The sequence below is a fragment of the Acuticoccus sp. MNP-M23 genome, from assembly GCF_031195445.1.
GTDB lineage: Bacteria > Pseudomonadota > Alphaproteobacteria > Rhizobiales > Amorphaceae > Acuticoccus.
In genome coordinates this window covers 2,364,302-2,385,093 of sequence record NZ_CP133480.1, presented here as the reverse complement: position 1 = coordinate 2,385,093, position 20,792 = coordinate 2,364,302, and the positions used below count along the sequence as shown (strand labels likewise).

The window sequence follows — 20,792 nt, the reverse complement described above, 5'->3', positions numbered from 1 at the left end:
GCTTTTAGCGCGTGCCGGCCCCCCAAGCCAAACCCCAGAGGTTTAATCGTGAGCGAGCGCCCCAATTCCTACCGCAACGGCCCGGACGAGCGCGGCCGCTTCGGCATCTTCGGCGGCCGCTTCGTCGCCGAAACCCTGATGCCGCTCATCCTCTCGCTGGAAAAAGCCTACGACGATGCGCGCGCCGACCCCGCCTTCGCCGCCGAGATCGAGAGCCTCGGCAAGGGGTACATCGGCCGCCCCTCGCCGCTTTATTTTGCCGAGCGGCTGACCGAGGAACTGGGCGGCGCGCAGATCTACTTCAAGCGCGACGAGCTCAACCACACCGGCAGCCACAAGATCAACAACTGCATCGGCCAGATCCTGCTCGCCAAGCGGATGGGCAAGACGCGGATCATCGCCGAGACCGGCGCGGGCCAGCACGGCGTTGCAACCGCCACGGTCTGCGCGCGCTTCGGCCTGCCGTGCGTCGTCTACATGGGCGCAAAGGATGTGGAGCGGCAGGCGCCCAACGTCTTCCGCATGAAACTTCTGGGCGCAGAGATTGTGCCCGTGGAAGCCGGCGCCGGCACCCTGAAGGACGCCATGAACGAGGCGCTGCGCGACTGGGTCGCCAACGTTGATGACACCTACTATCTCATCGGCACCGCAGCGGGCCCCCACCCCTACCCGCGGATGGTGCGCGACTTTCAGGCCGTGATCGGCACCGAGACCCGCGAGCAGATCCAGGAGATGACCGGGCGGCTGCCGGACCTCGTGGTCGCGGCAGTGGGCGGCGGCTCCAACGCCATCGGGCTGTTCCACCCCTTCCTCGACGATCCGGTGGACATCGTCGGCATCGAGGCTGGCGGGCTCGGGTTGGAAGCGGACGAGCACTGTGCCTCGCTGACCGCGGGGGCGCCCGGCGTCCTCCACGGCAACCGAACATACCTCCTGCAGGACAGCGACGGACAGATCCTCGAAGGCCACTCGATTTCCGCAGGGCTCGACTATCCGGGCATCGGACCGGAGCATTCGTGGCTGAAGGAGATCGGCCGCGTGTCCTACCTGCCCATCGGCGACGAGGAGGCGTTGTCGGCCTTCCAGCTTCTGGCGCGCACGGAAGGCATTTTGCCCGCGCTGGAGCCCGCTCATGCGCTCGCCCATGTCGCCAACGTTGCGCCGAAGATGGCGCGGGACAAGATCATCGTGATGAACCTGTGCGGCCGCGGCGACAAGGACGTGCACACCGTCGCCACCGCGCTCGAAGCGCGCAACGCGAAGGGCCACTGATGAGCCGGATCAAAGCCCGCTTCGACGCGCTTGCCCGTGAGGGCCGCGCGGGGCTCGTCACCTTCATCACCGCCGGCGATCCGGATGCCGCCACCACCGCAGAGGTGCTCGAAACGCTCCCCGCAGCCGGCGCGGACGTGATCGAGCTCGGCATGCCGTTCACCGATCCCATGGCCGACGGGCCGGCCATTCAGGCCGCCTCGCGCCGCGCGCTCGACGCTGGCGCCACCATGGACGGCACGCTGGCGCTGGTGCGCGGCTTTCGCAAGAAGGACGACACCACACCGCTGGTGCTGATGGGCTATTACAACCCCATCTACCATCGCGGCGTCGACAAGTTCATTGCCGAAGCCGTGGAGGCCGGGGTCGACGGACTGATCGTGGTCGACCTGCCGCCCGAGGAGGACGACGAACTGTGCCTCCCGGCGCGCACTGCCGGGCTGGACTTCATCCGTCTGGCAACACCCACCACCGATGCAGCCCGGCTTCCGGCGGTTCTCGCCAACACTTCGGGCTTTCTTTACTACGTCGCCATTGCCGGGATCACGGGCACGCGCTCGGCCGATGCCGCCATGGTCGGCACGTCGGTTGCGGCACTGAAAGCGGCCACCAGCCTTCCGGTGGCGGTGGGTTTCGGTATCAAGACGCCGGAGCAGGCGGCAGCCATTGCGCAAGTTGCCGACGCCGTGGTGGTAGGATCTGCGATCATCGACATTATTTCACGCAAGGAGCCCGATGTTGCGGGGCGCGTCCACGAGTTCGTGAGCGCGCTGGCCGCCGGCGTAAAACGGGGCAAGCGCGAGGCCGCAGCATGAACTGGATCAGCTCAGTCGTCCGTCCGAAGATCTCTTCGTTCTGGACCAAACGGGACACCCCGAAGAACCTCTGGATCAAGTGTCCCGAGACGGGCGAGATGGTGTTCCACCACGATCTGGAGAGCAACGGCTGGGTCGTCCCCGGCTCGGGCTTTCACATGCGCATGCCCGTGCCGGCACGCCTTGCAGCGCTGTTCGATGCCGGTGGCTTCGAGGCCATCCCCACCCCGCAGGTGGTGCAGGACCCGCTGAAGTTCCGCGACGAACGCCGCTATCAGGACCGCCTGAAGGATGCGCGCGCCAAGACCGGCCGCGAGGATGCGGTGACGCTCGCCAAAGGCACGATCGAGACGCTGCCTGTCACCGTTGCGGTGCAGGATTTCGGCTTCATGGGCGGTTCGCTCGGCATGGCGGCCGGCGAGGCCATTGTCACCGGGGCAGAGACAGCGCTGGCGTCGCGCACGCCCTACGTGCTGTTCGCGGCCTCCGGCGGCGCGCGGATGCAGGAAGGCATCCTGTCGCTGATGCAGATGCCGCGGACCACCGCTGCCATCATCGCACTGCGCGAGGCGGGGCTGCCATACGTGGTCGTCCTCACCAACCCCACCACCGGCGGCGTCACTGCGTCCTACGCCATGCTGGGCGACGTGCATATTGCCGAGCCTGGTGCGCTGATCGGCTTTGCCGGCCCGCGGGTGATCGAGCAGACCATTGGCGAGAAGCTCCCCAAGGGGTTCCAGCGGTCCGAATATCTGTACGACCACGGCATGGTCGACATGGTGGTGCACCGCCACGAGCTGCGCGCGACGCTTGCCCGGCTCCTGCGTGTCATGATGCATCAGGACCCGCCGCAGGACGGCGCGGTTGCGCTGCCTTCGCCTGAGACCATCCCCGAGCAGGCGTCGGAAGACCCGGTGGAGGCGATGGCGGACAACAGCGAGCCCGCACCGGCCAAAGCCTGAACCATGGACGCCAACAGTCCGATTCTGGAGCGCGTCGCCGCGCTCCACCCCAAACGCATCGACCTGTCGCTTGGCCGGCTGGAGCGGTTGCTGGACGCGCTCGGCAACCCCGAAGCGCGGCTGCCGCCGGTCATCCATGTGGCCGGCACCAACGGCAAGGGCAGCGTCACGGCGATGCTGCGCGCCATGGCCGAGGCCGACGGCAAGCGCACCCACGTTTACACCTCGCCGCATCTGGTGACCTTTAACGAACGCATCCGCCTGGCGGACGATGCCGGGGGCAACTACGTCTCCGATGAAGTCCTGACAGCGGCGCTGCAGACGGTGGAAGAGGCCAACGCCGGGCACGAGATCACCTTTTTCGAAATCACCACCGCGGCAGCATTCTTGCTGTTTGCCGACACGCCGGCCGACCTTCTGGTGCTCGAAACCGGCCTTGGCGGCCGGCTGGATGCCACCAATCTCGTCGAAAGGCCCATCGCCAGCGTCATCACCACCATCGGCTTCGATCACATGGGCTTTCTCGGCCAGTCGCTGGGAGAAATTGCCGCCGAAAAGGCCGGGATCATCAAGCCCGGCGTGCCCGTCATCTCTGCACCGCAAAAGGACGAGGTGGTCGCCGTCATCGAGCGCCACGCCGTCCGCGCGCGTTCACGGCTGCAGCTTGGCGGCACGGACTGGACCGTGGTCCAGGAAAGCGGACGGCTCGTCTATCAGGACGAGGACGGGTTGATCGACCTGCCCGCGCCGCGCCTGCCGGGACGGCATCAGGCGACCAACGCCGGCGTTGCCGTTGCAACCATGCGCGCGACAGGGTTTGTCACCGACCCTGCTGCACTGGAAGCCGGCGTTGTCGGCGCCAACTGGCCGGGCCGCCTTCAGCGCCTCACCAAGGGCCGGATTGTGGAATTTGCGCCGAGCGAGGCCGAGGTCTGGCTGGATGGTGGGCACAATGCCGACGCCGGCGAGGCCGTCGCCACCGCCATGGCCGACCTTGAAGACCGGGTGTCGCGCCCGCTCTTCCTCATTGCAGGAATGCTCAGCACCAAGGAGCCGGCGTCCTATTTCCGATCGTTCGAGGGGCTGGCGCGGCACGTGTTCACCGTCCGGGTGCCGGGTTCCGAAGCGTCCATCGACCCGGCGGCGCTGGCCCGCATCGTGGAGAACGGCGAACTCTCCGCCGAACCCGTGGCGTCGGTCAAAACGGCGCTGAAGCTCCTGTCGGAGAACTGGCGCTTCGAGCCGCCGCCCCGCATTCTGATCTGCGGCTCACTCTACCTCGTTGGCGATGTTCTGGCCCAGAACGGCACGCCCCCCACCTGAGCGGGATGTGCTAGCATTCATCCAAATCCAAAAGGAGACCCGCCATGGCGCTCGACGTTGATGCAGTGATCGACAGGCGGCGCCTCACGCGGCGGGTGGCCTTGTGGCGTGCACTGGCGGTTCTGGTGGTGCTGGGCGCCATTGGCGGCGCCTTCGCGGTCAAGGGCGACCTTGGCGGACCGCACGTGGCGCGCCTGGCGGTGACCGGCGCCATCACGTCGGACCGGCCGCTTCTCCAGTTGATCGAAAAGCTGCGCAAGGACGACAGCGTGGCCGGCGTTCTGGTTTCCATCGATTCGCCGGGCGGCACTTCGGTGGGCGGCGAGCGGCTTTACAATGCGCTGCGCGAAGTGGATGCGGTGAAGCCCGTGGTGGCCCACATCAACACGCTGGGCGCATCGGCAGCCTACATGACGGCGCTCGCCAGCGACCACATTGTCGCCCAGCGCACCAGCCTCACCGGCTCCATCGGTGTTCTCATCCAGTTCGGCCAGATCAGCGAGATGCTGAAGAGCCTCGGCATTGAGGTGCGGAAGGTGGATTCCGGCCCGCTGAAGGCTGAGCCCAACCCGTTCGAGCCCACCGATCCTGCGGCCATCGCCGTGCTGCAGGACGTGGTGAACGACACGTTCGACTATTTTCTCGGCCTGGTGATCGAGCGCCGCAACATGCCCGAAGCCAAGGCCCGCTCGCTTGCGGACGGGCGGATCTTCACCGGCGGACAGGCGCTCGCCGACGGTCTGGTGGATGAGATCGGCGACGAAGACGCCGCTGTCGCGTGGCTCGTCAAAGAAAAAGGATTGCGTCCCGATCTTCCCGTGCGAACCTACGCTCCCGATCGGGACAGTGGCCTGCCACTGGTCTCCCAGATGACCAACGCCGTGGTCGATCGCATCTTTGCGACTCTCGGGATCGCAATTCCTTCAAATGTTCCAATGGGTTCGGTTGACGGTCTGTGGTCCATTTGGCAGGGTTCCCCCTCCCCAGAGGGCAAGGTTTTCACAAAATGATAAAATCCGAATTGATAACCTTAGTTTCTATGCGCAACCCGCATCTTCTCCACAGGGAGGTGGAGGCGGCGGTGAATTGCGTGTTCGGCGAAATCAGCACGGCAATGAAAAATGGCGACCGCGTGGAGATCCGCGGCTTTGGCGCCTTCTCCATTCGCAAGCGCGATGCTCGCACAGGCCGCAACCCGCGCACCGGCGAGTCCGTCGATGTGGACGAGAAGGCCGTGCCCTTCTTCCGGCCCGGTAAGGAGCTGCGCGACCGGATCAACGATTTTGCTCTCAACGCCAAGCCGAAACCCCGCAAACGCGCTGCAAAGAAGTAGGCGATGATACGCGCCGTCCTCGGCGCTGCAGCATTGATGCTGGCACTGGCGGTGGTGGTCCTGTCCGCCGCCAACCGTCAGCCGGTCACCTTGACGTTGGACCCCTTCGGCAGCGATCCGGCCCTTGCCCTCACCGCCCCGCTCTATGCTTGGCTGTTCGGCGCCGTGGCCCTTGGCGTCGTCCTTGGCGCGTTGTCCCGCTTCGCCGCGCGCCGCAAGCGCGAAAAATGAAAACGGCGCGAGGGCCTGACCCTCGCGCCGTTTGTCGTTCCACCAGCCCGCAGGCGGGCGCGATCACATGTGGATCGCGTTACCATCCACGGCAAGGGCGGCTTCCTTCACGCTCTCGCTCAGCGTCGGGTGGGCATGGCAGGTGCGGGCAATGTCTTCCGCCGCAGCGCCGAATTCCATGCCGAGCACCGCTTCGCCAATCATCGTGCCGGCATCCGGGCCGATGATGTGCACGCCGAGCACACGGTCGGTCTTCTTGTCCGCCAGAATTTTGACGAACCCTTCGGTGGTGCGGTTGACCTTGGCGCGGCCGTTGGCCGTGAACGGGAACTTGCCGACCTTGTAGGCGGTGCCCTCTTCCTTCAGCACCTCCTCGGTTTTCCCGACCGACGCAACCTCAGGGTAGGTGTAGACCACGTTGGGGATCGCATCGTAGTTCACGTGGCCGGCCTGGCCTGCGATGATCTCCGCCGCCGCGACGCCCTCGTCCTCGGCCTTGTGAGCGAGCATCGGCCCGTCCTTCACATCGCCAATGGCGTAGACGCCTTCCACGTTGGTGCGGAAGTAATCGTCGGTCTTGATCCGGCCCTTGTTGTCCATCTCGACGCCGGCGGCCTCAAGGCCCAGCCCTTCGGTATAGGGCTTGCGGCCGATGGAGACGAGCACCACGTCGGCCTCGACCGTTTCCGCATCGCCGCCGTCGGCCGGCTCCAGCGTAACCTTCAGGACCGAGCCTGAGGCATCCACGCCCGCAACCTTGGTCTTGGTGCGGAAGTTCATGCCCTGCTTCTTGAGGATCCGCTCGAACTGGCGGGAGATTTCCTTGTCTTCCAACGGCACGATCCGGTCGAGGAATTCCACCACGGTCACGTCGGCCCCTAGGCGGCGCCACACCGAGCCGAGTTCAAGCCCGATCACGCCGCCGCCGATGACCAGCATCCGCTTGGGAACCTCAGGCAGCGTCAGCGCGCCGGTGGAGGAGACCACCCGCTTCTCGTCAATCTCGATGTTGGGCAGCCGCACAATGTCGGAGCCGCTGGCGAGGATGATGTTCTTGGCATCCAGTTCCTGCGGCTCACCCTCGTCCGGCGTCACCTTCACCTTGTTCTTGCCCGAAATGGCGCCGGTGCCGATGAAGGTGTCGATCTTGTTCTTCTTGAACAGGAACTCGACGCCCTTGGTGTTGCCCTCGACACCTTCGTCCTTGAACTTCAGCATCTTGGCGACATCGAGCTTCGGATCGACGGCGATGCCCATTTCGGCAAAGCCGTGCCGGGCTTCCTCGTACAGCTCGGATGCGTGCAACAGCGCCTTGGACGGGATGCACCCGACATTGAGGCAGGTGCCGCCGAACGTCGCCCATTTTTCGACAACAGCGGTTTTCAACCCGAGCTGGGCTGCGCGAATCGCTGCCACGTAACCGCCGGGCCCGGTGCCGATCACCACCACGTCGTAGGCCGCCATCATAGTGCTCCTTCGATAGATTGTGCGCCTGACGAGCCCATCGGCCCGGTTGCGCGAAGTGTCTGCCCCCTCAGGGAGCGGTGCCCCTCAGGGGACGATGCTGCGCCCGCCGGATACATCGACGATCGCACCGGTGGAATAGGACGCCGCGTCCGACATTAGCCAGGCAATCGCTTCGGCCACCTCTTCAGGTGTTCCCGCGCGGCCAAGCGGCAGCCCCGGCCCCACTTCGGCCGGCCGGTTCGGCACGCCCACATTGGCATGAAAGTCGGTGGCGATCACGCCCGGACGCACGGCATTGACCCGAATGCCCTCACCTGCCCACTCCAGCGCAAGCCCCACGGTGAACGTGTCGATGGCGCCCTTGGTGGCGGCGTAGTCGACGAACTGGTTGGCCGCCCCAAGCTTGGCCGCCGCCGACGAGATGTTGATGATCACGCCGCCCTTGCCGCCATTCTTGCGCGCCATGCGCTTGATGGCCTCCCGCGAGGCGATGATGACCGACGTGACGTTGAGGCGCATCAGCCGCTCGACCCGCTCGAACGTGAATGTCTCGATGGTGCCCACCTGATCGCCGACGCCGGCATTGTTGACGAGCGCGGTGACGGGGCCGAGCTTTTCCGCCGCTGCGAACACAGCATCGATGCCGGCTTCGGTGGACACGTCCGCCTGCACCGTGGTGCCGGTGCCGCCTGCGGCTTCGACGGACTTGAGCACGCTGTCGGCAGCGTCGGCACTGCTGTTGTAGTTGATGACCACAGCCCAGCCATCGGCAGCGATGCGGCGTGCGGCAGCAGCGCCGATCCCCCGCGACCCACCGGTGACGATGCAAACTCCACGCGCGCTCATTGAACCACTCCCGCACTGCCGGCCAGAAGCGGCCAGGCGACCATGAAAATTCCCGCCAGCGCCGCAGCCCAGATGACCGAGCGCACATACGCGATACCGAGGACATAGACCGGCAGATAGGCAATCCGCGCGATGATGTAGATCTGGGCCCCGAGCGCCGTGGTGGCATCCGCCACGCCGGCAACCACAACGGCAATGGCAACCGCGGCAAAAACCGGGAACGTTTCCAGCACGTTACGGCAGGCCCGGTCGGCTCGGCCGCTCCACACCGGCGGCTCACCTGGAACGCTGTCGCGCGGCCCTGCCCCCCATGCCGGACCGAATGCCAGAAGACGCGAACCACCCGCCAGCAGCAGCTGAACCACAACCAGCACGCCGGCGAAGGCCACTATTCTCAATTCGATCGGCATCGTCTCTCCTCGCTGGTCTCAGGATGGGTACGGACACCGGAGGGTATGACGGATGTCTCGGGCGCGCCGGTAGAATAACCGATCGCTCACGGTGAGGCGATCAAGTTCGGCGCGCACCTCGTCGGTTGATTCCTCGCGCGCGATCTTCTCGAAATTCCGATTGGCATCCAGTGTTTCGAAGGTGTTGAGGCGCGGCAGGCCGTCCGCACCGGCCAGACCGAGAATGGGCATCATCATGCGCACGTCTTCGTCGAGCGTGTCGGCAAATGCCACGTAATTGAACCGCTTGAGGTTGGTGATGGCCGTCTCGACCGCGTAATCCCGGTCCTGCAACCGAAAGCCCTGGCTCTGGTTGAGGTTAAGCGAACCCAACATCACCCGGACCATGTGGTTGTCGATGGAAACCGTCACTTCCGGTTCTTTTGATTTCAGGAACTCCAGCAGCGGGCGCTGACGCGCGATGCGCGGCCCCCGCAGATTCAGGCGCTCGACCACCTCGGGTTTGTGCGACCGCCAGAAATGATAGAGCGACACGATCCGCTCGCGGGGATCGCGCAGGACGGTGACGATCCGCTTGGGCCCCGGCACCGCGTCGACGCTGTGCTTGGTGAAGTGGCCATGGAAAAAGCGGTAGCTGCGCAAGGTGTCGGAGTTCAGCGTGCCGAGCACATCGTCACGCCGGTGAAACACCTCGTTTTCGGGAAAGTTGGATGCAAGCAGCACTGCCAGCGAAGATCCGGCGCATTTGGCAATGTGCAGGAACACGATGCGTTCGTTGACGCGCAGGCTGTGACGGCCCTGGCCCTGGGGCCCGCCGGCTGCGGCCGGCTTCTGCTTCGCGCGCGGCACGGGCTTGTTGCCCGGCCCTTCGCGCTTGTTGCCGGCGTCTGGCCCGCTTGCGCCAGACTTCGCCGATCCCGGCGCCGCTTCCTTATCGCTCAATAGTTTGCTCCCAGCGGCGAGAAATCAGTGCCGCGCAGGCAGTGCAGCGGCCCTGCGTGCAGAGGGAAGGCACGCAGCGCCGCAACAGGTTTTCGCTCAGAGATCCAGCAGCAGACGCTGCGGGTCTTCGATGGCTTCCTTGATGCGCACGAGGAAGGTGACCGCCTCCTTGCCGTCGACCACCCGGTGGTCGTAGCTCAGCGCCAGATACATCATCGGGCGGATCTTCACCTCGCCGTTGATGGCGACGGGGCGCTGCTCGATCCGGTGCATTCCGAGGATACCGGACTGCGGCGCGTTGAGGATCGGCGTCGACATCAGCGAACCGTAGATGCCGCCGTTGGTGATGGTGAACGTGCCGCCCTGCATCTCTTCAAGCTTGAGCTGACCGTCGCGCGCACGGCGGCCGAAGCCGGAGATGGTCTTCTCGATGTCGGCGAAGGACAGCTCGTCCGCGTCGCGCACGACGGGGACCACGAGGCCCTTGTCGGTGCCGACCGCAATGCCGAGGTGGTAGTAGTTCTTGTAGACGAGGTCGTTGCCGTCGATCTCGGCGTTGACCGCGGGCACGTCGCGCAGGGCCTGGACGCACGCCTTGGAGAAGAACGCCATGAAGCCGAGCTTCGTGCCGTGCTTCTTCTCGAACACGTCCTTGTACTGCTTGCGCAGATCCATCACGGCGGTCATGTCGACGTCGTTGAACGTCGTCAGCATGGCAGCGGTGTTCTGTGCGTCCTTCAGCCGCTTGGCGATGGTGCGGCGCAGGCGCGACATGGGCACCCGCTCCTCGCGGGCGGCGTCGTCCTCGCCGGAGGGGGCGCGCTTGGCGGCGGGGGCTTCGGCGCTGCTGCCGGTGGCACCCTTTTCGAGGGCTGCGATCACGTCGCCCTTCAGGACCTGGCCGCGCTTGCCGGTGCCTTCGACCTGGGATGCAGAAATACCGGCTTCCTTCATCGCCTTCTGGGCGGAGGGGGCAGCCGGCATGTCACCGGAAGACTCTGCAGGCGCAGCGGATTTTGTGGTGGCGCCACCCTTGTCGGTATCCTGTGCGGCACCGCCGGCACCGGCTTCGACCTTGGCGATCACGGCACCGACGCCGATGGTGTCACCCTCGGCAACCTCAAAGCTCTTGATGACGCCGGCAACCGGGGACGGCACTTCGACGCTGACCTTGTCGGTCTCGAGCTCGACGATCGCCTCGTCGGCAGCAACACTGTCGCCGACCTTCTTCATGAACTGGCCGACGGTGGCTTCGGTCACAGATTCGCCGAGCGCCGGCACGGTCACGTCCTGCACGTCACCGCCTGCAGATTTTGCCGGTGCGTCGGCCTTGGCGGGCGCTTCCGACTTGGCTTCGGCCTTGGGGGCGTCCGCCTTCTGCGTGCTGTTGCCCGCGCCTTCGCCGATCTGGCCGAGCAGCGCGCCGACTTCGACCGTTTCGCCCGGCTTGGCGGTGATTTCGGTGATCTTGCCAGCGGCAGGCGCAGGAACTTCGACCGAAACCTTGTCGGTTTCGAGTTCGAGCAGCGGTTCGTCAGCGGAAACGCTATCGCCCTCGCTCTTGTACCACTGCGCCACGGTCGCCTCGGTGACGGACTCGCCAAGGGTTGGGACGCGGATCTCGGTGCTCATGGGCTATTTCATCGGCTGTTTGTTGCGGTCGGGATGCAGGTGCGGACGTAATCGGAAAGCGACCGGCGCAGAACAAAAGGGCTCATCCGCGAACGCCTTTGTGCCCTTGCCCCGTGGTCATGGCAAGTCATTGTGACCACGAGGGTTGCGCCAGCCTCCACTAATTCGCTCAATCGAGCGCGTCGGACAGGAAGGCTTCCATCTGGGACTTGTGCCGCGCGGCAAGGCCGGTGGCGGGCGAAGCCGCCGCGGCACGGCCCGCGTAGGTGACGCGGTTCGACTTCATTTTCACCTGCTCCTGCTGGAGGCACCAGTCGAGGTAGGTGGCGATGAAGGTCCATGCGCCCATGTTGGCGGGCTCTTCCTGACACCAGACCAGCTCGGCGTTGGGGAAGCGCTTGATCTCGTTGATCACGGCTTTGGCCGGGAACGGATAGAGCTGCTCGACACGCAGGAGGTAAACGTCGTCGACGCCCTTCTCCTCGCGCGCTTCCAGAAGGTCGAAGTAGACCTTGCCGGTGCAGACCACCACGCGGCGGATCTGGTCGTCGGCCTTCAGCTTCACGTCGGTCTGGCCGCCGCATTCCGCGTCGTCCCACAGGATGCGGTGGAAGGTGGAGTCGGCGCCAAGCTCGGACAGCTTCGACACGCAGCGCTTGTGGCGCAGCAGGGACTTCGGCGTCATCAGGATCAGCGGCTTGCGCACTTCGCGCTTCAGCTGCCGGCGCAGGATGTGGAAGTAGTTCGCCGGCGTCGAGCAGTTGGCGACCTGCATGTTGTCCTCGGCGCACATCTGGAGCCAGCGCTCGAGGCGGGCGGAGGAGTGCTCCGGCCCCTGCCCTTCGTAGCCGTGCGGCAGGAGGCAGACGAGGCCCGTCATGCGCAGCCATTTGCGCTCGCCGGACGAGATGAACTGGTCGAACACCACCTGGGCGCCGTTGGCAAAGTCGCCGAACTGGGCTTCCCACAGGGTCAGGCAGTCCGGCTCGGCGAGCGAATAGCCGTACTCGAAGCCGAGCACCGCCTCTTCGGAGAGCATCGAGTTGATGACCTCGTAGCGCGCCTGATCCTCGCTCACGTTGTTAAGCGGAATATAGCGTTCCTCGTTCTCCTGGTCGTAGAGCACCGAGTGGCGCTGGGAGAAGGTGCCGCGCTCCACGTCCTGGCCGGAGAGGCGGACGGGGAAACCGTCCTTCAGGAGCGTTGCGAACGCCAGCGCCTCGCCGGTTGCCCAGTCGATGCCCTTGCCGCTTTCCATCATCTTGCGGCGCTGCTGCATGAAGCGGTTGATGGTGCGGTGGATGTGGAAGTCCTCCGGCACTTCGGTCAGCTTCTCGCCGATGGCCTTCAGCTCGTCTTCCGGCACGCCGGTCTGGCCGCGGCGCGGATCGTCGCATTCCTCGCCCGGCTTGATCGACTTCCAGCGCCCGTCCAGCCAGTCGGCCTTGTTGGGGATGAAGGACTGCCCGGCCTCGAACTCTTCTTCGAGGTGCTGGCGCCAGTCGGCCTTGGTCTTCTCGATGTCTTCGCTGGACAGCGCGTTCTCGTCCAGCAGGCGCTGGCCGTAGATCTCCAGCGTGGAGGGATGCTCGCGGATGACCTTGTACATCTTCGGCTGCGTGAACGCCGGCTCATCGCCCTCGTTGTGGCCGAAGCGGCGGTAGCAGAACATGTCGAGGACGACGGGCTTGTGGAATTTCTGGCGGAATTCCGTGGCGATCTTGGCGGCGTAGACGACCGCCTCCGGGTCGTCGCCGTTCACATGGAAGATCGGCGCCTCGATCATCTTCGCCACGTCCGACGGGTAGGGCGAGGAGCGCGAGAAATGCGGGTTGGTGGTGAACCCGATCTGGTTGTTGATGATGACGTGGATCGAACCGCCGGTGCGGTGCCCCTTGAGGCCGGAGAGGCCGAAGCACTCTGCCACCACGCCCTGGCCCGCAAACGCCGCGTCGCCATGAAGGAGGAGCGGCAGGACCATCGTGCGGTCGTGATCGTTGAGCTGGTCCTGCTTGGCGCGGACCTTGCCGAGCACCACGGGGTCGACGATCTCGAGGTGGGACGGGTTCGCGGTCAGCGACAGGTGGACGCTGTTGCCGTCGAACTCACGGTCGGACGAGGCACCGAGGTGGTACTTCACGTCGCCGGAGCCTTCCACGTCGTCGGGCTTGAAGGAGCCGCCCTTGAACTCGTGGAAGATGGCGCGCAGCGGCTTGCCCATCACCTGCGCCAGCACGTTGAGGCGGCCGCGGTGGGCCATGCCGAACGCAATGTCGCGCACACCGAGGTTGCCGCCGCGCTTGATGATCTGCTCCAGCGCCGGAATGACGGCTTCGCCGCCGTCGAGGCCGAAGCGCTTGGTGCCGGTATATTTGACGCCGAGGAATTTCTCGAACCCGTCCGCCTCGACCAGCTTGTTGAAGATGGCGCGGCGACCCTCCGGCGTGAAGCCGACGCCCTTGTCCGGCCCTTCCATCCGCTCCTGCAACCAGCCCTTCTCCGCGCTGTCGGAGATGTGCATGAACTCCACACCGAGGGTCGAGCAGTAGGTCCGCGTCAGGATATCGACCATCTGGCGCAGCGTCGCGAATTCGAGGCCGAGCATGTTGTCGATGAAGATTGGCCGGTCCATGTCGGCTTCGGTGAAGCCGTAGGCGGCCGGCGACAGCTCCTGGTCGCTGCGGCCGACAAGGCCGAGCGGGTCGAGCTTGGCGTGGTAGTGGCCGCGCATGCGGAAGGCACGGATCATCATGATGGCGCGGACGGAGTCGCGCGCGGCCAGCTGCACGTCGGCCTCGGCAATGTCGGCGCCGGTCTGCTGGGCCTTCTGCGCCACCTTCTGGGTGATGCGCTTCTGGACCTCGGCGGCCTCGCCCCAGTTGCCGTCCAGCGCGGAGACGAGTTCGCCGTTGGCGGGGATCGGCCAGTCTGACCGCTGCCATTTTGGCGCGCGCGCCTCGGCGACGACGTTCGCCTTGTCGTCCTTCAGGCTCTTGAAAAACGCCTGCCAGTCGGCATCCACGCTGTTCGGATCGGTCTGATACCGGGCGTACAGATCCTCCAGATACTGGGCGTTGCCGCCGTAGAGGAAGGAGGATTGGAGAAACGCGTCGTTCGCGTCCTGGCGGGCCATAAATTAACTGTCCTGGTCTTGGATTGGTCCACCCCATTGTACGGTTTTTTGGGGCAGAGCTGAACCGGTTACGCGCCGCAAACAAGCCACAGTCAAGGGGCAAGGCCTGCAACACCTATTATCAGATATGCGCTTTTATGATCGGGCTTTCCACCGTCCGCATGTCGGGTTTTGCATCAAAAAGCTCATTTAATGCCTCAGCGTAGATTGGCCGTGCCGGATCGGCGATCCCGAACAGCGTCATCGACGAGCGAAACTTGAGGTGATCGGGCGCTCCGAACAGGCGCAGCGGGTCCCGTTCGTCAGCGTCCAGCACCGCACGGGTGGCTGTGGCAAGGCGCGGGCCAAGCACCGGATGCGCCGCATAGGCGCGCGCTTCGGCGAGCGACCCGATGGCGTAGAACTGCGCGGTGCTGCTGCGGCCAAGCCCTGCCAGTTGCGGGAAGACGAACCACATGAAGTGGCTGCGCTTGAGACCGTCCCGCAGCTCGCGGCACGCGGCGTCGAACACGCCGTCCTGCGCCTTCAGAAAGCGTGCAAGGTCGTATGGGTCGCGGGGGAGCGCATCGTCCATCAGAGGGCACATGGGGTCTCGCGCCGTCAGGTCCACACGGCGCCGGGCTTGTTTTGCCGGCCAGCCCCCTGCGAAGGTTCGTCATCTGCAATCTTGTCAGGACAATCCGATGGCGAACCACGAAATCCCCGCGACTTACGACAACATGGTCTGGGGTTACTTCGACGCGGCAACGCCCCCGATCCTGCGCGTTGCCTCCGGCGATACCGTGCGCCTGCACTCCTTCCCCGCCGGCAGTCAGGCCACGCTCCATCCCGACCGGAGCCGCGTTCCGCCAGCCTACCTCGAAGCCATGGAGAAGCTGGAGCGCGGCGGGCCGCATTTCGTCACCGGGCCGGTATACGTCGACGGTGCAATGCCGGGCGATGTCCTCCAGATCGACATTCTGGAGTCGGTGGTGAACATGGACCACGGCCACATGTCGATCATGCCCAACCTCGGCACTGCCCCGGACGTTTTCACCGACTATGAAACCATCCACCCCGACGTGGACCTTGCCCGCGGCATGATGGTGATGCCGTGGGGCACCGAGATTCCGCTGGATCCGTTTTTCGGCGTCATCGCCGTTGCGCCGCCGGCGTCCTGGGGGCGGCATCCTTCGCCGGTCCCGCGCGCGTTCGGCGGCAACATGGACAACAAGGAGCTGCGCCCCGGCACCACGCTCTATCTGCCGGTCTTCAATGAGGGTGCGCTGTTTACGGCGGGTGACGGGCACGGCGTGCAGGGTGACGGCGAGGTCTGCGTTACGGCGCTCGAAACCGGCCTCACCGGCAGCTTCCGCCTCACCGTGCGCAAGGACCTTGCCTACAAGAAGCCGTTCGCCGAAAACGCGGAGCACCTCATTTCCATCGGCCTCAACGAAGACCTGGACGATGCTGCCCGCGAGGCCGTTCTGGAAATGGTCGACCGCATCTGCGAACGCACCAGTCTCACACCCAACCAGGCCTACATGCTGTGTTCCGTCGCCGCCGATCTGCGCGTCACCCAGCTTGTGGACGGCAACAAGGGCATCCACGCCATGCTGGCGAAGAAATATCTCTGACAGCGCCGTCAGGCGATGGCGAACCCGCCATCGCCTCGCGATCAGTGGGGCGTATAGCCGCGGCGGCGCTTGACCTGCGCCAGATCCCGGAGGGCATCCAGCGCGGGGCCGATGGAGGGGTAGAAGTCCCGCCGTGTGCGGCCGCCAACCCCGATGCGGCCCCACTGGCGCACCAGCACCCATTCGCCAAACAGCGTGCGCTCCACCGTCAGTGCGTAGAAACGGTGCTTGTTGCGCGTATGGTCGACACACCGCAGATGCAGATCCGTGGGGAACATGTCGAGCTGCATCGGGGTCGTCTCTCCTCGCCGCTGAGGACCGGGTTGGAGGCCATGCTAACCGGCGGCTGGCGCGCGATGGAGTCACCGCGCGCCGTCCTCCACGCCTATCTTGCGTTCACCGTGCTGCGCGAAAGGCAGCTTGCGCCTCTGCCATGAACGCACCGGTGGCAAGAGCCTCCGGAAGGCCGGCAACGGCGCCGAGCGCGGCCGGATCGTCTCCGGCGGCAAGCAGCGCGTCGCGGCGGGGGTCGTCCAGCACGCCGTCACGCGCAGCGCGGGCGGCATAGGCCATCCACAGCCCGGTGGCATAGGCGAACGGGGCAACATCCCCGCCCGCCGCCAGCGTTGCCGCGGCGGGCGCAAAGATGCGCTGGGGCAGCTTTTCGGTGCCGTCCATCGCGATCTGCCTTGTCTTGTGCAGGATTGCGCGGTTGGCGAACCGCGCCATCAGCGCACGGGCATAGGCGGCAAGGTCCACGCCCGGCACCGCCGGCAGCGTTTTTCGCGCAGCCTCGAAGTGCACGTCCACCCGCGCCGCCAGCACGGGGTCCGCCACAACATCGCGCACATGGTCGATGCCGTTCAGCTGGCCCATGTAGGCAATCAGCGAATGCGCGCCGTTGAGCATTCGGAGCTTCATCATCTCGTGGGGTGCAACGTCGGCCACGAACACCGCACCGCCGGCTTCCCAGGCCGGGCGTTCGGCCGCGAAATTGTCCTCCACCACAAACTGGGTGAACGGTTCGGTCTCCACCGCCGCGTGATCCGCAACCCCCAGGGCGCTTTCAGCGTCGGCAAACGTGGCTTCGGTGGAGGCAGGGGTGATCCGGTCCACCATGGAGGCCGGGAAGGTCGCCTCCAGCGCGGCATTGCCGGCCATCGCTTCCACCAGAGCGCCCAGAACGTGGCCATTGCCGGCAAGGTTGTCACACGACAGCACCGTCAGCGGGCCGGCCTTCGCTGCACGGCGCGCAAGCAGCGCCGCCGCCAGCAGGCCCGGCACACTGCGCGGCGCCGGAATGCCGGACGGCACCGCCGCAAGGTCGGCGGCGACGGCGGGATCGCTTTCGTCCAGTCCGCCTCCAGCGCCGCGGCCGTAGCCCTTTTCGGTCACGGTGAGGGTGACGAGGCGCGTCGCCGGATCGGTGAGGCGCGCCAGAATGCGGGCGCAATCCCCGGAAAGCGGCCCGAGCACGGGGCCGAGGTTGCCGACCACGCGGGGCGGCGTGTCATCGCCCCGCGTCAGCACGGAATAAAGCCCATCCTGCGGGTTCAGCGCATCGGCGGCATCCGGCCGCCGCAAGCTGACGCCGATGGTTCGCCAGTCGCCGCCATCGGCCTCCAGCGCAGCCTCGGTGTAGAGCGACTGGTGCGCCTTGTGGAACGCGCCGAGGCCGATGTGCACGATGCCGAAACCGTGCGCATCGCGATCGTACCCCGGCCCCCGCACGCCCTGCGGGAGCGGCGTTGCTGCCGAAAGCCTCATGGCCGCGACTGCAGCGCGACTTCCACGCCGCGCAGCTCTGCAAGGCCCTTGATCCGGCCCACCGTCGGGTAACCCGGCTGGGCGCCCCGTTTCAGATCGTCGGCAAGGTCGTGGCCATGGTCGGGGCGCATGGGGATCTCGGTATCCGCCCTCCCCTCTGCGGCACGGCGCTTCTCTTCGGCCACCACGGCGCGGATCACCGCCACCATGTCGACGTTGCCGTCCAGATGATCGGACTCGAAGAAGGCGGTGTAGGGCGCCTCGCCGGGCCCGTCCTGATGGCGCACGTTGCGCAGGTGCAGGAAGTGGATCTTCCCACCCAGCCGTTCGACCATGCCCGGAAGGTCGTTGTCTGCCCGCGCGCCAAGGGAACCGGTGCAGAACGTGATGCCGTTGGCGGGGCTCTCCACCGCGTCCACCATCCGCTGAAAGTCCGCCTCGGTGGACATGATCCGCGGCAGGCCGAGGAGCGGCACGGGCGGGTCATCCGGGTGGCAGCAGAGCTTCATGCCGAGCCGCTCGGCGGTCGGCACCACCGCCCTGAGGAACGCGGTCTGGTTTGCCGCGAGGGTTTCTGCCGAAATGCCGTCCCAAGCGGAGAGCGCCTCGCGCACGTCGTCCAGGGTCAGGCTGCGGTCGGTGCCCGGCAGGCCGGCGGTGATGGCGGCGGTCAGCCCCTTGCGGCGCGCATCGTCCATGGCCTCGAACCGTGCGGCGGCCGCATCGGCCAGCGCCTTGCCGTGCGCTTCGGCCGCGCCCTTGCGCTCGGCGATGAAAATGTCGAACGCGGCAAAATCGACGAGGTCGAACCGCATGGCGGTGCCGCCGTGGGGGAGTCGCCAGGCAAGGTCGGTCCGCGTCCAGTCGATCACCGGCATGAAATTGTAGCAGACGACGAAGATGCCCTGCGCGGCAAGATTCTCGAGGCTCTCGCACCACGCGGCGCAGTGGGCGTCGAACTCCGGCGCGTCGAGCTTGATCTCTTCGGAGACCGGCAGGCTCTCGACCACGCTCCAGACGAGGTCGCCGTCCTCGATCAATGTGCGGCGTTTGGCAATTTCCTCGGGCGACCAGACCGTGCCGGCGGGAACATGGTGGAGCGCGGAAACGACGCCCTTCGCGCCGGCCTGCGCCACGTCGGTCAGGCTCGTCTTGTCGGCAGGCCCGAACCATCGCCAGGTGTGCAGCATGTTTTCCTCCCCGTTCCCATAACTGGTATGGTAGTGATTGACTGGTATGGTAGCCGGATGCAATAGACCCTCGCCATGAGCACCGCCAAGCCCCTTCCGCCCGAAAAGGCCGCCGCCGACACGGCAGCGGACGGCCCCGCGGCGGTCGGGACAGGCGCCGCGCGCATTGCCGAGGCGCTGCGCCGCGCCATCGTGCGGTGCGAGCTTTCACCCGGCGACCGGCTGTCCGAAACCGAGGTCTCGCACCAGTTCGGCGTCAGCCGCCAGCCGGTGCGCGAGGCGTTCATCCGCCTCTCCGTCGCGGGGCTGGTGGAGGCGCGCGCCCGCTCCGGCACCCGTGTCCTGCCGGTGGACGAGGCCGTCATCCGCACCGCCCGCTTCGTGCGCGAGGCGGTGGAGGTGCAGGTGGTCCGCGCCCTCGTCGCCAAGGGGCTCGATGCGCCGGTCCACGCCGAACTCGACCGCCTGATCACGGCACAGGAGGCAGCGGCCGACGCCTCGCACTTTCTCGATCTCGATGAAGCGTTCCACCGCGTCCTCGCCGAAGCCGTCGGCATGGGCGAAGCCTACGCGATGATCGACGCCGTAAAAGCCCAGATGGACCGCGTGCGTTACCTCTCCATGGCCGAGCTGCACCAGCGGCGCCTGTGCGCCCAGCACCGCACCATCGTGGACGCCATCGCCGCCAGCAACGAGCCCGCCGCCGCAGAAGCCATGCGCGGCCATCTCACCGAAATCCTGCGGTCGCTGCCGGCGATCGTGGAGCGTTACCCCGCACTCTTCGCGGGCCACTCGCGGCCGCAGCACCGGCCGCCACACCGTTCAGGGAGGAAATCATGAAACTCACAAAACTCACGCTGACCGCAGCAGCGCTGCTGGTCGGCCTGTCCGCCGCCCACGCGGAAGACCTCACGCTCAAGCTCGGCCACCTCGCCAACGAGGAAAACGTCTGGCACAAGGCCGCGCTCAAGTTCGCCGAAGAGCTGAAGATGCGCACTGATGGCCGCATCGAGGTCGAGGTCTACCCCAACGAGTCGCTGGGCAAGGAAATCGACCTCATCAACGGCATGCAGCTCGGCACCGCCGACATGACCATCACCGGCGAGTCCCTGCAGAACTGGGCACCGATGGCAGCGCTGCTCGCCGTCCCCTACGCCTACACCTCGCTGGAGCAGATGGACGAAGTCGCGTCCGGCCCCATCGGCGACGAGATCGAGGCACAGATCATCGAGCGCGCGCAGATCCGCCCGATCGCCTACTTCGCCCGCGGCCCGCGCAACCTCACCTCCAACCGCCCGATCAAGACGCCTGACGAGCTCGACGGCCTGAAGATGCGCGTCCCCAACGTGCCGCTGTTCGTGGACGTGTGGAAGACGCTGGGCGCCCAGCCGACCCCGATGGCGTTCTCCGAGGTGTTCACCGCACTCCAGAACGGCACCATCGACGCGCAGGAAAACCCCATCGCGCTGATCCAGTCCGCCAACTTCAACGAAGTGCAGGACTACGTGAACCTTACCGAGCACGTCCGCTCGTGGATCTACCTCACCATCGCCGAGAACACCTGGAACAAGCTGTCCTCCGCGGATCAGGACGCCGTGATGGCCTCCGCCGCCGCCGCGCAGGAGTTTGAGCGCGAAGAGTTCATGAAGGCCGAGGACGCCATCCGTGCCGACCTCGAAGCAAAGGGCATGGAGTTCGTCGTCGTCGACAACGCCGCCTTCGCCTCCAAGGCCAAGGACGCCGTGCTTGCCAACGTGTCGGACGAAATCCGCCCGACGGTGGAAGAGCTGTTCGCCCAGTAAGGCTGAAGCGCCTTATCGCCAACGCGCCGGCCGCATCAGCTGCGGCCGGTC

Annotated in this window: 20 protein-coding genes; 10 read left to right on the top strand and 10 right to left on the bottom strand. The window is 66.0% G+C overall.

The window, feature by feature from the left end:
* The first annotated feature begins 48 nt into the window (after positions 1-48).
* Genes trpB through RDV64_RS11155 form a run of 7 tightly spaced genes read left to right on the top strand, consistent with a single transcriptional unit; the run spans position 49 to position 5,936 of the window.
* Positions 49-1,272: a tryptophan synthase subunit beta gene (gene trpB, locus RDV64_RS11185; protein WP_309199336.1), complete on the top strand. Its 1,224-nt coding sequence runs from the start codon at positions 49-51 to the stop codon at positions 1,270-1,272.
* Positions 1,269-2,087: a tryptophan synthase subunit alpha gene (gene trpA / locus RDV64_RS11180; RefSeq protein ID WP_309199479.1), complete on the top strand. Its 819-nt coding sequence runs from the start codon at positions 1,269-1,271 to the stop codon at positions 2,085-2,087. Before trpB ends, trpA begins: the two co-directional genes overlap by 4 nt.
* Positions 2,084-3,049, top strand: coding sequence for an acetyl-CoA carboxylase, carboxyltransferase subunit beta (gene accD / locus RDV64_RS11175; RefSeq protein WP_309199335.1), 966 nt, complete (start codon positions 2,084-2,086; stop codon positions 3,047-3,049). The genes trpA and accD overlap by 4 nt, the downstream gene beginning before the upstream one ends.
* 3 nt (positions 3,050-3,052) lie before the next feature.
* Positions 3,053-4,372, top strand: a complete 1,320-nt coding sequence (locus RDV64_RS11170) for a folylpolyglutamate synthase/dihydrofolate synthase family protein (protein WP_309199334.1) — start codon at positions 3,053-3,055, stop codon at positions 4,370-4,372.
* Between the two features lie 44 nt (positions 4,373-4,416).
* The gene (gene sppA, locus RDV64_RS11165; protein WP_309199333.1) at positions 4,417-5,382 is read left to right on the top strand and encodes a signal peptide peptidase SppA; all 966 of its coding nucleotides are present in this window, start codon (positions 4,417-4,419) and stop codon (positions 5,380-5,382) included.
* The gene (ihfB, locus tag RDV64_RS11160) at positions 5,379-5,705 is read left to right on the top strand and encodes an integration host factor subunit beta (RefSeq protein ID WP_309199332.1); all 327 of its coding nucleotides are present in this window, start codon (positions 5,379-5,381) and stop codon (positions 5,703-5,705) included. The genes sppA and ihfB overlap by 4 nt, the downstream gene beginning before the upstream one ends.
* 3 nt (positions 5,706-5,708) lie before the next feature.
* Positions 5,709-5,936 (top strand): hypothetical protein, encoded by a 228-nt coding sequence (locus tag RDV64_RS11155; RefSeq protein ID WP_309199331.1) that lies wholly within the window; start codon positions 5,709-5,711, stop codon positions 5,934-5,936.
* A 63-nt stretch (positions 5,937-5,999) separates the two neighbouring features.
* Here RDV64_RS11155 and lpdA read toward each other — a convergent pair whose 3' ends face one another.
* The 7 genes from lpdA to RDV64_RS11120 all read right to left on the bottom strand — a co-directional run bounded on the left by lpdA (position 6,000) and on the right by RDV64_RS11120 (position 14,952).
* Complete coding sequence (lpdA, locus tag RDV64_RS11150) at positions 6,000-7,400, bottom strand: dihydrolipoyl dehydrogenase (RefSeq protein ID WP_309199478.1); 1,401 nt, start codon at positions 7,398-7,400, stop codon at positions 6,000-6,002.
* A gap of 87 nt (positions 7,401-7,487) precedes the next feature.
* Positions 7,488-8,249, bottom strand: coding sequence for an SDR family oxidoreductase (locus tag RDV64_RS11145; RefSeq protein ID WP_309199330.1), 762 nt, complete (start codon positions 8,247-8,249; stop codon positions 7,488-7,490).
* A complete protein-coding gene (locus tag RDV64_RS11140) occupies positions 8,246-8,659 on the bottom strand; it encodes an MAPEG family protein (protein WP_309199329.1) in 414 nt (137 codons plus the stop codon). The genes RDV64_RS11145 and RDV64_RS11140 overlap by 4 nt, the downstream gene beginning before the upstream one ends.
* Positions 8,660-8,677: 18 nt before the next feature.
* On the bottom strand, positions 8,678-9,601 hold the full coding sequence (locus RDV64_RS11135) for a sulfotransferase domain-containing protein (RefSeq protein ID WP_309199328.1): 924 nt from the start codon (positions 9,599-9,601) through the stop codon (positions 8,678-8,680).
* Between the two features lie 96 nt (positions 9,602-9,697).
* Positions 9,698-11,233 (bottom strand): 2-oxoglutarate dehydrogenase complex dihydrolipoyllysine-residue succinyltransferase, encoded by a 1,536-nt coding sequence (gene odhB / locus RDV64_RS11130; RefSeq protein ID WP_309199327.1) that lies wholly within the window; start codon positions 11,231-11,233, stop codon positions 9,698-9,700.
* A 169-nt stretch (positions 11,234-11,402) separates the two neighbouring features.
* Complete coding sequence (locus RDV64_RS11125; protein WP_309199326.1) at positions 11,403-14,366, bottom strand: 2-oxoglutarate dehydrogenase E1 component; 2,964 nt, start codon at positions 14,364-14,366, stop codon at positions 11,403-11,405.
* Positions 14,367-14,487: 121 nt separating this feature from the next.
* Positions 14,488-14,952, bottom strand: coding sequence for a DUF1810 domain-containing protein (locus tag RDV64_RS11120; protein ID WP_309199325.1), 465 nt, complete (start codon positions 14,950-14,952; stop codon positions 14,488-14,490).
* Between the two features lie 97 nt (positions 14,953-15,049).
* Between RDV64_RS11120 and RDV64_RS11115 the strand changes: the two genes are divergently transcribed.
* The gene (locus RDV64_RS11115; RefSeq protein ID WP_309199324.1) at positions 15,050-15,982 is read left to right on the top strand and encodes an acetamidase/formamidase family protein; all 933 of its coding nucleotides are present in this window, start codon (positions 15,050-15,052) and stop codon (positions 15,980-15,982) included.
* A 41-nt stretch (positions 15,983-16,023) separates the two neighbouring features.
* On the opposite strand, the gene RDV64_RS11110 is transcribed toward RDV64_RS11115, so the two are convergent.
* From RDV64_RS11110 to uxuA, 3 genes are all read right to left on the bottom strand, one after another.
* Complete coding sequence (locus tag RDV64_RS11110; RefSeq protein ID WP_309199323.1) at positions 16,024-16,272, bottom strand: WGR domain-containing protein; 249 nt, start codon at positions 16,270-16,272, stop codon at positions 16,024-16,026.
* A 106-nt stretch (positions 16,273-16,378) separates the two neighbouring features.
* Entirely contained in the window at positions 16,379-17,749 is a 1,371-nt protein-coding gene (locus tag RDV64_RS11105) for a mannitol dehydrogenase family protein (RefSeq protein WP_309199322.1), read from the bottom strand.
* On the bottom strand, positions 17,746-18,939 hold the full coding sequence (uxuA, locus tag RDV64_RS11100; protein WP_309199321.1) for a mannonate dehydratase: 1,194 nt from the start codon (positions 18,937-18,939) through the stop codon (positions 17,746-17,748). Before uxuA ends, RDV64_RS11105 begins: the two co-directional genes overlap by 4 nt.
* A gap of 75 nt (positions 18,940-19,014) precedes the next feature.
* On the opposite strand from uxuA, the gene RDV64_RS11095 reads away from it, so the two are divergent.
* Both RDV64_RS11095 and RDV64_RS11090 read left to right on the top strand, forming a co-directional pair.
* The gene (locus RDV64_RS11095; RefSeq protein ID WP_309199320.1) at positions 19,015-19,779 is read left to right on the top strand and encodes a GntR family transcriptional regulator; all 765 of its coding nucleotides are present in this window, start codon (positions 19,015-19,017) and stop codon (positions 19,777-19,779) included.
* Positions 19,776-20,741, top strand: a complete 966-nt coding sequence (locus tag RDV64_RS11090; protein WP_309199319.1) for a TRAP transporter substrate-binding protein — start codon at positions 19,776-19,778, stop codon at positions 20,739-20,741. The genes RDV64_RS11095 and RDV64_RS11090 overlap by 4 nt, the downstream gene beginning before the upstream one ends.
* The last annotated feature ends 51 nt before the right edge of the window (positions 20,742-20,792 follow it).

Coding starts and splice junctions, on each gene's coding strand:
- RDV64_RS11145 (WP_309199330.1), bottom strand. CDS start 8,249: ATGAGCGCGCGTGGAGTTTGCATCGTCACCGGTGGGTCGCGGGGGATC.
- RDV64_RS11170 (WP_309199334.1), top strand. CDS start 3,053: ATGGACGCCAACAGTCCGATTCTGGAGCGCGTCGCCGCGCTCCACCCC.
- RDV64_RS11095 (WP_309199320.1), top strand. CDS start 19,015: ATGAGCACCGCCAAGCCCCTTCCGCCCGAAAAGGCCGCCGCCGACACG.
- accD (WP_309199335.1), top strand. CDS start 2,084: ATGAACTGGATCAGCTCAGTCGTCCGTCCGAAGATCTCTTCGTTCTGG.
- RDV64_RS11110 (WP_309199323.1), bottom strand. CDS start 16,272: ATGCAGCTCGACATGTTCCCCACGGATCTGCATCTGCGGTGTGTCGAC.
- RDV64_RS11125 (WP_309199326.1), bottom strand. CDS start 14,366: ATGGCCCGCCAGGACGCGAACGACGCGTTTCTCCAATCCTCCTTCCTC.
- RDV64_RS11120 (WP_309199325.1), bottom strand. CDS start 14,952: ATGTGCCCTCTGATGGACGATGCGCTCCCCCGCGACCCATACGACCTT.
- odhB (WP_309199327.1), bottom strand. CDS start 11,233: ATGAGCACCGAGATCCGCGTCCCAACCCTTGGCGAGTCCGTCACCGAG.
- RDV64_RS11090 (WP_309199319.1), top strand. CDS start 19,776: ATGAAACTCACAAAACTCACGCTGACCGCAGCAGCGCTGCTGGTCGGC.
- sppA (WP_309199333.1), top strand. CDS start 4,417: ATGGCGCTCGACGTTGATGCAGTGATCGACAGGCGGCGCCTCACGCGG.
- RDV64_RS11140 (WP_309199329.1), bottom strand. CDS start 8,659: ATGCCGATCGAATTGAGAATAGTGGCCTTCGCCGGCGTGCTGGTTGTG.
- uxuA (WP_309199321.1), bottom strand. CDS start 18,939: ATGCTGCACACCTGGCGATGGTTCGGGCCTGCCGACAAGACGAGCCTG.
- RDV64_RS11115 (WP_309199324.1), top strand. CDS start 15,050: ATGGCGAACCACGAAATCCCCGCGACTTACGACAACATGGTCTGGGGT.
- RDV64_RS11105 (WP_309199322.1), bottom strand. CDS start 17,749: ATGAGGCTTTCGGCAGCAACGCCGCTCCCGCAGGGCGTGCGGGGGCCG.
- ihfB (WP_309199332.1), top strand. CDS start 5,379: ATGATAAAATCCGAATTGATAACCTTAGTTTCTATGCGCAACCCGCAT.
- RDV64_RS11155 (WP_309199331.1), top strand. CDS start 5,709: ATGATACGCGCCGTCCTCGGCGCTGCAGCATTGATGCTGGCACTGGCG.
- lpdA (WP_309199478.1), bottom strand. CDS start 7,400: ATGGCGGCCTACGACGTGGTGGTGATCGGCACCGGGCCCGGCGGTTAC.